This is a genomic window from Streptomyces sannanensis, from assembly GCF_039536205.1.
In the GTDB taxonomy this organism is placed as follows: Bacteria; Actinomycetota; Actinomycetes; order Streptomycetales; family Streptomycetaceae; genus Streptomyces; species Streptomyces sannanensis.
The window spans coordinates 4,250,958-4,263,918 of sequence record NZ_BAAAYL010000001.1 but is presented as its reverse complement, the minus strand read 5'-3'; the positions used below and the strand labels follow the sequence as shown (position 1 = coordinate 4,263,918).

The 12,961-nt window shown below is 71.6% G+C and carries 13 protein-coding genes; 9 read left to right on the top strand and 4 right to left on the bottom strand.

What is annotated here, in order from left to right; translation table 11 throughout:
• Positions 1–23: 23 nt before the first annotated feature.
• The 3 genes from ABD858_RS20265 to ABD858_RS20255 all read left to right on the top strand — a co-directional run bounded on the left by ABD858_RS20265 (position 24) and on the right by ABD858_RS20255 (position 1,519).
• A complete protein-coding gene (locus ABD858_RS20265; RefSeq protein WP_345044725.1) occupies positions 24–458 on the top strand; it encodes a sigma factor-like helix-turn-helix DNA-binding protein in 435 nt (144 codons plus the stop codon).
• Positions 455–709 carry a hypothetical protein gene (locus ABD858_RS20260; RefSeq protein WP_345039567.1) on the top strand — a complete coding sequence of 85 codons (255 nt, stop codon included), beginning with the start codon at positions 455–457 and terminating at the stop codon, positions 707–709. The genes ABD858_RS20265 and ABD858_RS20260 overlap by 4 nt, the downstream gene beginning before the upstream one ends.
• Before the next feature lie 69 nt (positions 710–778).
• Positions 779–1,519: a PP2C family protein-serine/threonine phosphatase gene (locus tag ABD858_RS20255; protein WP_345039564.1), complete on the top strand. Its 741-nt coding sequence runs from the start codon at positions 779–781 to the stop codon at positions 1,517–1,519.
• Between the two features lie 556 nt (positions 1,520–2,075).
• On the opposite strand, the gene ABD858_RS20250 is transcribed toward ABD858_RS20255, so the two are convergent.
• Positions 2,076–3,656 (bottom strand): IS1182 family transposase, encoded by a 1,581-nt coding sequence (locus ABD858_RS20250; RefSeq protein ID WP_345044323.1) that lies wholly within the window; start codon positions 3,654–3,656, stop codon positions 2,076–2,078.
• Between the two features lie 309 nt (positions 3,657–3,965).
• Here ABD858_RS20250 and ABD858_RS20245 point away from each other — a divergent pair, with 309 nt between their 5' ends.
• Entirely contained in the window at positions 3,966–5,546 is a 1,581-nt protein-coding gene (locus ABD858_RS20245; RefSeq protein ID WP_345033590.1) for an IS1182 family transposase, read from the top strand.
• A gap of 110 nt (positions 5,547–5,656) precedes the next feature.
• Here the strand turns inward: ABD858_RS20245 and ABD858_RS20240 are convergent, their stop codons facing one another.
• Complete coding sequence (locus tag ABD858_RS20240; protein WP_345039562.1) at positions 5,657–6,802, bottom strand: cystathionine gamma-synthase; 1,146 nt, start codon at positions 6,800–6,802, stop codon at positions 5,657–5,659.
• Between the two features lie 53 nt (positions 6,803–6,855).
• On the opposite strand from ABD858_RS20240, the gene ABD858_RS20235 reads away from it, so the two are divergent.
• From ABD858_RS20235 to ABD858_RS20215, 5 genes are all read left to right on the top strand, one after another.
• Entirely contained in the window at positions 6,856–7,962 is a 1,107-nt protein-coding gene (locus ABD858_RS20235; RefSeq protein WP_345039559.1) for a hypothetical protein, read from the top strand.
• 171 nt (positions 7,963–8,133) lie between these two features.
• Positions 8,134–9,750 (top strand): M48 family metalloprotease, encoded by a 1,617-nt coding sequence (locus ABD858_RS20230; protein ID WP_345044722.1) that lies wholly within the window; start codon positions 8,134–8,136, stop codon positions 9,748–9,750.
• A 21-nt stretch (positions 9,751–9,771) separates the two neighbouring features.
• Entirely contained in the window at positions 9,772–10,890 is a 1,119-nt protein-coding gene (locus ABD858_RS20225) for a hypothetical protein (protein WP_345039557.1), read from the top strand.
• Positions 10,891–11,023: 133 nt separating this feature from the next.
• The gene (gene msrA, locus ABD858_RS20220) at positions 11,024–11,689 is read left to right on the top strand and encodes a peptide-methionine (S)-S-oxide reductase MsrA (protein WP_345039555.1); all 666 of its coding nucleotides are present in this window, start codon (positions 11,024–11,026) and stop codon (positions 11,687–11,689) included.
• On the top strand, positions 11,686–12,162 hold the full coding sequence (locus tag ABD858_RS20215) for a DUF3885 domain-containing protein (protein ID WP_345039553.1): 477 nt from the start codon (positions 11,686–11,688) through the stop codon (positions 12,160–12,162). The genes msrA and ABD858_RS20215 overlap by 4 nt, the downstream gene beginning before the upstream one ends.
• Positions 12,163–12,239: 77 nt before the next feature.
• On the opposite strand, the gene ABD858_RS20210 is transcribed toward ABD858_RS20215, so the two are convergent.
• Both ABD858_RS20210 and ABD858_RS20205 read right to left on the bottom strand, forming a co-directional pair.
• A complete protein-coding gene (locus ABD858_RS20210) occupies positions 12,240–12,563 on the bottom strand; it encodes a helix-turn-helix domain-containing protein (protein ID WP_345039551.1) in 324 nt (107 codons plus the stop codon).
• Complete coding sequence (locus tag ABD858_RS20205; RefSeq protein WP_345039548.1) at positions 12,560–12,940, bottom strand: type II toxin-antitoxin system RelE/ParE family toxin; 381 nt, start codon at positions 12,938–12,940, stop codon at positions 12,560–12,562. The genes ABD858_RS20210 and ABD858_RS20205 overlap by 4 nt, the downstream gene beginning before the upstream one ends.
• Positions 12,941–12,961 lie beyond the last annotated feature (21 nt).

Here is a 12,961-nt window from a genome sequence, read left to right as displayed (position 1 = left end):
GCGGACCGGGGACGGGGGACGTGGTGGGAGAGCGGCAGGCATACCGGCAGCGCCGCCGTGCCCGGGAGTTCGAGGCCTTCGCCGCGGGCGTGGCGGGGCGGCTGATGCACACCGCCTCCCTGCTCACCGGGGAGCCGGCCGGGCACTGCCCTCATGCGGAGCGGCTGCTGACGGCCGCGCTGGCCCGTACCTACGCGGAATGGGACCGGCTGCGCGGCGAGGACCCGTACAACCGTGCCCGCGAGGAGCTCGTCGGCCTCTTCGCCCGGGCCGGGTGGCGGCATCGCCGCCGGCAGGGCGGATTGTTGGAACCGCTCACCCCGGGGGAACGGCTGATCCTGGTGCTGCGCCTCTACGAGGGCATCGCCGAGGAGCAGACCGCCGCGCTCGTCGGCATCCCCGTGGGGCGAGTCCAGACGATCTGCACCCGGGCGATCAGCACGATGTACGCCTCATGACCAGCCGCAAGGAGAAGGAGGACCGGGTCAGGCGGCTGCTGGACGCCTCACCCCACCCGGCGGTCCCCGCCGGACTGCCGGTCCGGGCCGTCGAACGCGGCACCCGGCTGCAGCGCCGCCGCCGGAACCTGCGCGTCCTCGGGTGGCTGCTGCTGGCCGCGCTGGCCCTCGCCCTGGTGGTGTGGGTGGCAGTCGAACAGCCCTGGCAGTCGCCGCCGTCCGACATCGCGCCCCCGGTGGAAGGGCTGTGAACCGGCGCGAGAATGAAAGAAGGGGAGACCGGAACCGGAACGATCTGACCCGGAAGGCGATGACGTCCCATGCCGTACGTCGCCGTGAGCGCCCTCAGCCACAACGGACTGATCCGCAGCCACAACGAGGACAGCCTGGTCATCGGGCCGTGGACGCTGTGCAGCACCGAGACCGAGAGCCCGCAGACGCTGCTGTTCCCGCTCGGCACCCCGCTCGTCGTCGCGGTCGCCGACGGTCTCGGCGGCCATCCGAGCGGTGATGTGGCCAGCGCGCTCGTCGTACGCCGGCTCGCCCGTATCGGCCCGCTCCTGGACAGCGAGGAGGCCGTGCGGGACGCCCTGACGGCCTGCAACGAGGCGATGTACGCATCCGCCGACGACGACCCCGACCTGATCATGATGGGAACGACCGTCGCAGGCGTCGTGATGCTTCCGCGTGCGGTGCTCACCTTCAATGTCGGCGACAGCCGGGTGTTCGACGCCACACGGGACGGACTGCGCCAGACCAGCGTGGACGACAGCCCGCCGCCGGCCCCCGGCCACCGCACGACCTCCCTGGTCACCCAGACCATCGGCGGCACGGTGGAGTTCACCGCCGTCCACCCCCATGTCACCAGCGCCCCGCTGGCCCCGGAGAGCCGCTACCTGGTGTGCAGCGACGGCCTGACCGACCCGGTGACCGACGACGAGATCGGCGAGGTGCTGCGCGTCCACGACGACGGCAAGGCCGCCTTCGAACTGTGGAAGGCGGCGATGGACGCGGGAGGCCCGGACAACATCACGCTCGCGCTGGTCCGCGTGAGCGAGTAGCCGCGCCCGGACGCGGCGTCCGCCTGCGGCGGCTTGCTCCGGGCTTGTTCCCCCGCCCCTTCCCGAAACCGGGGCTTCGCCCCAGCCCTGCCCGGGGGTTGCCCTCGTACCCCGGGGCGTCGGCTTCGCGACGCCAGGTGATCCGACCCCGCCCAGAGGACACCTCCGGGGACACCCACAGCGGCGTCTGAGGAAGGCAGCTGGGGGAGTTCGAGAACGGACTCCCCCAGGCCCGCCGTACGGAGAGCGGCAGAGTGGCCACTTCGGCCCGGTCACAGCACTAATGCCCCTCCCGGCAACGTTTGCCCCGTCGCGACGCTCCCCCAGCTACCTCCCCCAGGGGTGACCCCAGGGGTGCCCCCAGGCACGCACGCTCGCCGCGTTGGCCGAAAACCCCAGGAGCGCTGCTACGAGGGTCTTCGGCCGCCTTGCGATCGCACGCACCGGACGCCGCTCCTTGACGGGCAAACGTTGCCGGTCACAGCACTGGGTACTAGAAGACTCATGAAGATCTTGTTGAGGGGCTGTCCGGCCGGAGGCCGGGCGGCCCTTCTGGTCATCCGGTGGCCGGGGCGAGGTGCCAGGTGTCGCCGGTGCGGGTGAGTCCGAGGTTGATCAGTCGGCGGAGGTTGAGGGCGGCGGCTCGGGTGTGGAGCCAGGTGTCGTTGGCGATGGTTCCGCGGTAGCGGAGTTTGCGGTTGCCGTGGTGGACGAGCCAGGCGACGGCGCGTTCGACCGGTGGTCTCCAGCGGCGGTAGTCGGCTTGCCAGTCGGGGTCGGTAGCGGCCTGGCGGCGGGCGGCTGCGAGCAGGTCGTGGTGTGGGCGGATGGTCAGGATGCGGCCGGCCTTGGCCTTGGTGCACCGCTCGCGCAGGGGACATCCGGCGCACAGTTTCCCGAAGGCCGCCTTGCGCTGGTGGTGCTGTCCGCCGGGGTCTGACAGGGGGACCGTGTGTCCAGCGGGGCAGGTCACCGTGGCGGCGGCGGTGTCGATGGCGAAGTCGTCCAGGGTGAAGCCGCCGGGGACGGCCGCCCGTAGCGGGGCGGGCTTGAGGAACAGCCGGTGCCCTGCGTCTTCGAGGGCCTGGCGGGCATCGCCGGTGGAGTAGGCGGTGTCGCCGAAGGCGTCCACCGGCCCGTCCTCCTCGGCGAGAAGGTCCAGGCCGACGGTGGCCTCGTGGTGCTCTGGGCCACTGCCGGGCCGCAGGGCGACGGCGGTGTATAACCCGGTCTCGGGCTCGATGGCCAGGTGGGCCTTGAAGCCGTCTTGCTGGTGGGTGCGGGTTTTGTGGATGTGCCGGGCCTCGGGGTCGACGGTGGAGACCATCCGGTCCTGCGCGGTGCCACGGGTGATGCGCCAGCGCCCGTCGCGGCCGTCGGAGTCCTCGGCGGGTTCGACGTCTTGCCCGGCGACCAGGGCCAGGATGCCGACGGCATTCGCGGCCTTCTCGCCCAGCTCCTGCTCGGGCAGATGCCCGAGCAGCCTGAGCGCGTCACTGACCAGGGCATCAACAAGCGTGGCGCGGGCCTGCTCGTCATTCCAGGCGATCCTTGGTTTGCCCGGGTCGCTGTAGTCATGCGCGGTGCACTGCACGGCTGCCACCTCAGCGGCCCCGGGGACCTCGCGAATTACCGCGCGGACGGCGGCGATGATCTGGGTGACGGTGTCCTGGGTGGCGACCGCATCGTCCAGCACCGTGGAGTCCAGCGCCCGCCGGTGCTTGCCCTTGAGGACACCGGTGGCCTTCACCACCTCGCGCACCGTCTCGAAGACACGGTTCGGCCGCACCGAGCGGGCCAGCCGGCGCCGGAAGTAGGCCAGCAGCGACGGATCGAACGCCATGTCGTGCAGGCCCAGCCCGCACGCGGCCTTCCACCTCAGGTCACACCGCAACTCCTGGACCGTCTCGAAGTCCGACAGCCCGTTAAGGGCCTGCAGCGTGATCGCCGCGGCCAGGATCTGCGGCGGCATGCTCGGCCGCCCGTTCGCCGACGGGTACATGTCCTCGAACGTCTCCGCCGGGAACAGCGCGCCGCGATGCTCGGCCAGGAACGCGAACACACTGCCTGCCGGGATCAACTCCCGGCAGGTCTCCCACACATCCGGCCCGACCGTCTCCCCGGCCCATTCCCCCATCACCACGAGAAAGAGTCTGGCCCCGCCGCTCACGCGGCGGGGCCAGAACCCAAGATCTTCATGAGTCTTCTAGGGCGTGTTTCGAAAGTAGCGTCGTCCGCCCGGAGGGCGGGGTCGGGGGCGTCTGGTGCGTGCGATCGCAAGGCGGAGGGAGGAGAGCGCAGCGGGCTGCGCCGACGACCGACAACGCGGCGAGCGTGCGTGCCGGGCGTTCCCGACCAGGCGGGACTTTCGAAACACGCCCTAGAAGATCACTGAAAATCTCGGTTCTGGCCTCGCGCGCACTGGTGTGGGGCCAGACTGCTGTGTGTGCAGGGGGAATGGGCTGGGGAGACGGTCGGGCCGGATGCGTGGGAGACCTGTCGGGAGCTGATCCCGGCCGGGAGTGTGTTCGCGTTCCTGGCCGAGCATCGCGAAGTGCTGTTCCCCGGGTCGATGTTCGCGGACATGTACCCCTCGACGAACGGGCGGCCGTCGATGCCGCCGCAGGTGCTGGCCGCGACGGTGGTGCTGCAGAGCCTGCACGGGCTCTCGGACTTCGAGACGGTGCAGGAACTGCGCTGTGACCTGCGGTGGAAGGCGGCGTGCGGGCTGGGGTTGTATGACACCGCGTTCGACCCGTCGCTGCTGACGTACTTCCGCCGCCGACTGCAGCGCTCGGGTGACCCGAACCGGCTGTTCGCCAAGGTCAGGGAGGTCGTCACGGCCACCGGTGTCCTCAAGGGCCGGCAGCGGCGGGCGCTGGACTCCACCGTGCTGGACGACGCGGTCGCCACCCAGGACACCGTCACCCAGCTCATCGCCGCGATCCGCCGGGTCATCCGCGAGGTCCCCGATGCCGAGCAGGTTGCTGCGGCGTGGTGCACCGCGCACGACTACGCCGACCCGGGCAAGCCCCGCATCGCCTGGAACGACCAGGCCGCCCGTGAGGCACTAGTCGACGCCCTGGTCACCGACGCGCTGAACCTGCTCGGCCGCCTGCCCGAGCAGCAGTTGGGCGAGGCCGCGGCGAACGCCGTCGGGCTGCTGGCCCTGGTCGCGGGCCAGGACGTGGAGCCGGCCGAGGAATCCGACGGCCGCGACGGGCGCTGGCGCATCACCCGCGGGACCGCCCGCGACCGCACGGTCTCCACCGTCGACCCCGAGGCGCGGCACATTCACAAGAACCGCACCCGCCACCAGGAGGGCTTCCGCGCCCACGTGGCCTTCGAACCCGAGGCCGGGCTGTTCACCGAGGTCGCCCTGACCGCCGGCAGCGGGGCCGACAACCACGAGGCCGCCATCGCCCGCGACCTCCTCGCCGACGAGGAAGCACCGCTCACCGTCCTGGGCGATGCCGCCTACGGCACCGGCGACCTGCGCGAACACCTCCAGGCCCAGGGCCACGACCCGGTCCTCAAGCCACCGCCGCTGAAACCGGCCGTCCCCAGCGGCTTCACCGCCGACGAGTTCACCGTCGACACCGAGAAGGGCGAGGTCACCTGCCCCGCCGGACACACCGCCGCGCTCGGCCGACCGCTGGCGAACGGCTCCCGGCAGGCCCAGTTCAAGAAGCTGTGCGCCGACTGCCCGCTCAAGGACCGCTGCACCCGCTCCAAAACCGGCCGGGTCTTCACCGTCCACGCCAAGTACGACCTGCTCAAGGCCGCCCGTGACCAGGCCGCCACCGACCCCGACTGGCAGGCCGAGTACCGCCGCTGGCGACCACCGGTGGAGCGCGCCATCGCCTGGCTCGTCGCCAAGGGCAGCCGCCGCGTCCCCTACCGGGGCGTCATCAAGAACGACACCTGGCTCCACCACCGCGCCGCCGCCCTCAACCTTCGCCGCCTGATTAACCTCGGACTCACCCGCACCACCGGCACCTGGACGCTCACGACAGCGCACGCATAAGGCAAGGGGCCGCCCGGCCCACCACCGGACAGCCCCACGCACAAGATTTTCAGCAGTCTTCTAGGGGGCGAAGCCCCAGTGGGCGCCGGGGCGCGGCCCCCGGCGCCGGCTCAGCCCAGCGCCTGCTTCAGGTCCGCCAGCAGGTCGTCCGCCGACTCGATGCCGACCGAGAGGCGCACCAGGTCCGCCGGGACCTCCAGGGCCGAGCCCGCCACGGAGGCGTGCGTCATCCGGCCCGGGTGCTCGATCAGGGACTCGACGCCGCCCAGCGACTCGCCGAGCGTGAACAGCTTGGCGCGGTTACAGACCTCGACCGCCGCCTCCTCGCCGCCCTCGACCTGGAAGGACACCATGCCACCGAAGTTCTTCATCTGCTTGGCGGCGATCTCGTGACCGGGGTGGTCCGGCAGGCCCGGGTAGAGGACGCGGGTCACCTTGGGGTGCTCGGTGAGCATCTTGGCGACCCGGGCGGCGTTCTCGCTGTGCCGGTCCATGCGGACGGCCAGCGTCTTGATGCCGCGCAGCACGATCCAGGAATCGAAGGGGCCGGCCACCGCGCCCATCGCGTTCTGGTGGTAGGCGAGTTCCTCGCCCAGCGCGGCGTCGTTGGTGATCAGCGCGCCGCCGACGACGTCCGAGTGGCCGCCCATGTACTTCGTCAGCGAGTGGACGACGACGTCCGCGCCCAGCGACAGCGGCTGCTGGAGGTAGGGGCTGGCGAAGGTGTTGTCGACGACCAGCTTCGCCCCCGCCTCGCGGGCGATCTCCGCGACGGCGGCGATGTCGGTGATGCCGAGCAGCGGATTGGACGGGGTCTCGACCCAGACGACCTTGGTCTTCGGGGTCAGCGCGCCCCGTACCGAGGCCGGGTCGGAGGTGTCGGCGACCGACCACTCCACGCCCCACCGGGACACGACCTTGGCGAACAACCGGAAGGTGCCGCCGTACGCGTCGTTGGGGATGACCACATGGTCGCCGGGCACGAGGAGCGTACGCAGCAGGCAGTCCTCCGCCGCCAGGCCGGAGGCGAAGGCCAGGCCGCGGCTGCCGCCCTCCAGCGCCGCGAGGTTCTCCTCCAGCGCGGTGCGGGTCGGGTTGGCGCTGCGGCTGTACTCGTAACCGCCGCGCAGACCGCCGACGCCGTCCTGCTTGTAGGTCGACACCTGATAGATAGGCGGCACCACCGCACCGGTCAGGGGGTCCGCCGTGTTCCCCGCGTGAATCGCGAGGGTCTCGAAGCTGTGCTCGTGGCTCATGGGACCCGAGCGTAGTTCGTCAGAACGCCCCGGCGTCTGCTTCGCTGGGGGGCATGGAGATTCTCTGGTTCCTGATGGCCATGTGCATGCTGGCCGCCGTCGTCGGCCCCTGGGTACTGCGCAGGCGGCGCGGCATCACCCTGGCCGCGCCCGGCTCCGCGGACGCCGCGGACCCGGCCGCGTACGGATTCGTACGCCAGGAACTGCTCGACGTACGGCTGCCCGGCCCCGACCAGGACCTGATGGACGTCCTGGAACTGGTGCAGCGCACGCAGGACTGGCGGGCCGCCTCCCAGCTGCTCGCCGGCACCGAGAAGGAGGGCGAGGTCCGCTGGCAGCGGGTGCAGGCCTTCGCGGGCGCCGCCTCGCTGGAGCTGGCGCAGCAACCCGGCACCGGTGGCGCCTGGCTGCGCCTCTGGCGGGCCGAGGCACCGAAGGACGCGGGCGGGGCACAGGTGCACGCGGAGTTCCTCGTCCAGCAGGCGTGGCGCTCCTCCGGCGGGGTCGGCTCCGACGACCACCGCATCATCCTGGAGGAGGCGCGTGCCCTGTGCGGCGAGGCCGCGCTGCTCGCCCCCGGTGACCCCGTCCCGTACCTCTCCGAACTCGCCGTCGCCCGCGGACTCGGGTACTCCCGCGAGGAGTTCGAGGCCCTGTGGGCCAAGGTCGTGGAGCGCGCCCCCGCACACATGGGCGCCCATCTCGCCGCCCTGCACTACTGGTGCGAGAAGTGGCACGGCTCGCGCGAACTCGCCAACGCCTTCGCGACCTCGGCCGCGGCCCGCGCGCCCGAGGGCTCGCTGCTCGCCGCCCTGCCGCTGTTCGCCGTCCACGAGCACTTGCCCGAGGTCAACCTGGTGCAGGGCTTCTACGAGAGCGCGGTGGTCCGTACGGCCATCGAGGGCGCCCTGCACGCCGTCCAGCACGCCCGCCGCGACGACCCGGTGCTCCCCCACGTCCGCCATCTGCTGGTCTTCTTCCTGATCCGCGCCGAGCGCTGGGCCGAGGCCATGCAGCAGCTGCGCCATGTCGACGGCCACGTCGGCGCACTGCCGTGGACGCTGGGCGAGGACCCGGCGGCGATGTACGCGGTGTACCGGGCGCTGGCGGTGGCGGGCTACGAGGCGAACGGCGGGAGCCCGGCGACGCTGCTGCGGTGAGGGGTGCGCGCCGGGGGCCGATGCCTGTGGATCGGGGGCCGATGCCCGCGCACCGAGGGCTGTGCGCCAAGGGCTGTGCGCCAAGGGCTGCCCGGTCCGCGCCGCGGACACGCGGCTATGCTCCCCCCGCATCACTTCGTCATGTCCCTTTCCCTGGGGGGAATCTGCCCGATGGGCGCAACCCTGCGCGCGATACGCGCCCTCGTCCTGCTCGCCGGCTTCTATCTGCTCGGCGTCCTCCTGCTCGCGGCACTCGCCGGCATCGACTACGCGCTGTACGCGTTCGACGCCCCGTCAAGCCTCGCCGCGAAGCTGTACATCGTCTCCGTACTGCTCGCGATACCGGTGGTGCGGGGCATGTTCATGCTGCGCACACCGCGCGACGAGGGCATGCACGGCCTGCACGTCACCGAGGCCGACGAGCCGCGGTTGTGGCACACCGTCCGGGAACTCGCCGAGCAGGTCGGCACCCGTGCACCCGCCGAAATCGTCCTCACCGGGGACGTCAACGCGGCGGTGACCGAGAACGCCCGTTTCCTGGGCCTCCTCCCCGGCAAGCGCCGCCTCTACCTCGGCGTACCGCTGATGCAGGGGCTGAGCGAGGCCCAGCTCCGGGCCGTCCTCTGCCACGAGCTGGGCCACTACTCGAACTCCGACACCCGGCTCGCCGCGATCACCGTGCGCGGCCGCGCCCAGGTCCTGCGCACCATCCGCCACTTCGAGGAGCGTGCCGCCAAGACGGCCGGCCGGGAACGCGACCGGCAGGAGAAGAAGGCCGCCAAGGCCACGGCCAAGGGCAAGCAGGCCCGCGAGATCGACACCGGCCGCGCGGGCATCACCTACCGCACGATGGCCAGGCTCTACACCGGCTACGCCAAGCTCTACTTCCGCGCCACCCTGGCCGGCTCCCGCCGCCAGGAGTACGCCGCCGACCTGGCCTCCGCCCGTATCGCCGGCCGCGACGCCACCGCCTCGGCGCTCCGCGAGATCCCGGCACTGGACGCCGCGCACGACTTCTACATGCAGTCCTATGCCACCCTCGGCGCCCCCGCCGGGCTGCTCCCGCCCCGCGGCGAGGTCTTCGGCGGCTTCGGGCACCTGCTGTCCGCCCGCGCGCTCGAACTCGCCGAGATGCGCACCGAACTCCCCACCGAGCCCACCTCCCCCTACGACTCGCACCCGCCCATCGCCGAACGCGTCCGCCGCATCGAGGCCCTGCCCGCCGACGGCCGCACCGACGAGGCCAAGGGCGCCGCACTCGGCCTCCTCGCCCACCCGGAGCGCACCCTGGCCGCGCTGGAGGAGGCCGTACTCACGGAGGAGGCCCGCGCCCTCCGGCGCACCGCGGACTGGCAGGAACTGCTCGACGGCTCCATGGGCAGCCGGCTCGCCGGCCTCGACTCCCCTCTGCACCGGGCGCTGGCCATGTACACCCAGGACACGCCGACCCTGCCCGCACTGCTCCAGATCATCGACGAGGGCCGGCTGTGGAAGCTGGCGCAGCGCCTCCCCCTGTCCGACGAGGCGGCCGCCGCGAACGGACGGGCCTTCCGGGAATTCGTACGCCCCGTACTGCGCACCTCGCTGAGCAACATGGCCCTCGCGAAACTCGGCTCGCGCGGCCTGCTGCGCTGGGAGTTCTCCTGGGCCGAGGCGGCGACCGTCCATCTGCCCCGGGCAGCCGACGGGACCGAGGCCGATCTCGACGGCGCCGTCGACGCGGCGATCGCGGACGTGCCCGACACGGCCCCGCTGCGCGCCCTGCTCGCTTCCTCCCGAACCTCCTGACCGGCTGACTGGAACATCCCCTTGACCATCCTGCTCTGGGTCGTCCTGACCCCCATAGCCCTCGCCGTGCTCGCGATCGGGCTCTACTTCCTGAAGGCCATCCTCGAAGGTGTCCGCGAAGGGGCCCGCGAGGGCTGGCGCGAGGGCACCGAGGAGTCACTCAGGTACAAACTGCCCGACGAGGCGGCCGCCCTGGGCTTCGTGCCGCGCGACCAGCAGGACACCGAGAACGCGGCCCCCCTGCCTGCCCTGCTCACGGGCGCCATGGCCGCCGCGCGGGCCGGCGACTGGAAGCCGGCCGCCGCCCTTTTCGAGGAGGCCGGCCGGGACTGGGAACGCCGTTCCGCCTACTCCGAGCGCCTGTCGGGCATCGCGGCCGAGGACGACACCTGGCTCCTCGCCTGGGAGTCCGCGCTCCCCGACGACCCGACCGCCGCGCTGCTGCGGGCGCGCAGCACCGTGCACCTGGCCGGGAAGATCCGTGGCAGCAGGCGCGCCCAGTACACGACGTCCGAGCAGTTCGAGGGCTTCCACCGCACCCTAGTCCGCTCGCGCGAGGAGAACGCCCGCGCGGCCGCCCTGGCACCGGAGGACCCCGACCCCTACATCAGCGAAATCCAGATCGCCCTGGGACTCGGCTACCCGCACGCCGATATGGACCGGATCTGGGACGAGATCACCGCCCGGGCCCCACACCACTACGCGGCGCACTTCTACGCACTGCAGTACTGGTGCGCCAAGTGGCGCGGCTCGGAGAAGCTGGCCCGGGAGTTCGCCGCCCGGGCTGCCGACCGGGCGCCGCTCGGCAGCCTGATGAAGGCATTCCCGCTCATCGCCCACTTCGAGCACGACGACTCGGGCTCGACCGAGGCGGACCGGACCCCCGAGATGCATGCCCTGGTCGACGCGGCACTCGCCGACGCGGCCGCCGCCGACCCGGACCACCCGCGCCTGTCCGAGGTCCGCCACCTGCTGGCCTACTACCTCTGCCTGCAGGGCCGGGACCAGGCCGCCGTGGAACAGTTCCGCCTGGTGGACGGCCACATCGGGGCCCTGCCCTGGCGCTACCGGGCCAACCCCGCAGAGACGTACTGCAAGCTGCGCGACGCGTCGGTAAGCGCTGCCGCCGAGGCCGACTGACGGAGCCGCCCGCCCGCGCGGCGCCGCCGGTGAAGCGCGGGCCCACCGCTGACACACCACGGCGAGGGGTGGGGAACCCCGCCCCACCCCTCGTACGTTCCTCCTGAGCAACCGATGACCTCCGGAGGACCCCATGATGTTCGGCCGCACCCCCGTGCTCCCCACCCCCGAGCAGGCCCTCCGCGGCCGTCCCACCCCCGCCTTCGCCGTCCCCGACCGCCACACGGTCCTGGGCAACCCGCTCCTCGGCCCCTACCCGGCCGGCCTTGAGGTCGCCGACTTCGCCCTCGGCTGTTTCTGGGGCGCCGAACGCAAGTTCTGGCAGACCCCCGGCGTCTGGACCACCCTGGTCGGCTACCAGGGCGGCTACACCGAGAACCCCACCTACGAAGAGGTCTGCTCCGGCCTGACCGGCCACACCGAGGCCGTCCGTGTCGTCTTCGACCCGGCGAAGGTCTCGTACGAGCAGCTGCTCAAGGTCTTCTGGGAGAACCACGACCCCACCCAGGGCTTCCGTCAGGGCAACGACGTCGGCACCCAGTACCGCTCGGCGATCTACACCCACTCCCCCGAGCAGGAAGCCACGGCCAAGGCCTCCCGCGACGCCTACCAGCAGGTCCTCACCGGTTCCGGCCACGGCACAATCACCACGGAACTCCTCCCCGCGGAGGGCCGCCCCTTCTACGCCGCCGAGGGCTACCACCAGCAGTACCTCGACAAGAACCCGGCGGGCTACTGCGGCATCGGAGGGACCGGCGTAGCCTGCCCCATCGGCATCGCCGAAGCGCCCGGGGAGTGAGCGGCGCCCTGCTCCCCGACCCGGCGCACGAGCGGCTGACCCGGCTCTGGCAGGCGCACAGGCCTGCCGGGCCGATGCTGCCGTGGGAGCTGAAGACGGTGTACGGGAGCTGCTGGGTGCGCTTCCACAGCCTGCCGGAGTCGAAACGCTACGCAGAGGACGAGGCCGAGTACGCCGTCCTCCTCGACCGGTACAACACGGTCCTCGACGAGCTCTTCGCGGACGGTGAGGTGTACGTGGTGACCATCGACTGGGCCGACCCGTCCGAGCCGACGGACTGGTCGGCCCACCGCGCTGCCCTCCACCCGGAGGGCACTCTGTGGACCACCCTGGACGACACCGACGACCCGGATCCGGACTTCCACACCCGCTGGTATTTCTGGGCCGACCGCCGCCCCTGGCAGCGCGGCTGCCTCGACCCGCTCCTCCGCGCCGTCGCGGACGACACGCTGCCCGGCAGGACGTCCGGATGAGCGGTCGGTTCCTTCTGGGCGGACAGCGGTGCGGGCAGGCCGCGCGCCTCGGAGGCCCGGCGCGGGGCCGCCCCTGATCAGCTGACCTTGCGCAGATCTCCGCCATCGAAGACCGCGATCAGCATCAGGCTCCCACCGAGTGCCTGGACATAACGCGCCACCACATCCGTGCCGGAGACCTGGCCACTCTCGATCTGGGAGACCCGGCCCTTGCTGATGCCCATCCGCTCGGCCACCTGCGTCTGGGTGAAGCCTCGCTCCTGCCTCATCTCGACCAGTCGCCATGCCTGCGCCTCAGCGAGCATGCGCTTGGCGCCCTCGATGAACTCATCCCGCCCACCGGCGAGCTCCTCCGCTCGCTCGCGGTGTCCGCTCGCCGACCACCTGACGTATCCGTTCACTTCCCCAGCTCCTTCTTACGGTCGGCGACGTACTCCGCGTACAAGCTCTCCGCCGAGGGGATCGCCGCTTCATACCAGTCGCTCCAGTTCCCGGCCTTGTCGCCGGCCACCAGCAGGATCGAAGACCGCCATGGGTCGAACATAAAAAGGATGCGCGCCTCGCTACGTCCCGCCGAACCCGGCCGCAGCTCCTTCAGGTTGTGGAGCGCAGATCCTTTGACGCGATCGACGAGCGGCCGTCCTTCTGTGGGGCCATTGCAAGCCAGGATCCAGATGGCCTGGTTGACCAGCTCGTACGAGGCCCGGTCTGTCTTCTCGAGATCGTTGAGCCATTGATCCACTTCGCTGGTCAGGTAGACATCCCACTGCTCTTCCACCAAGCCAACCCTTTCCCGAGT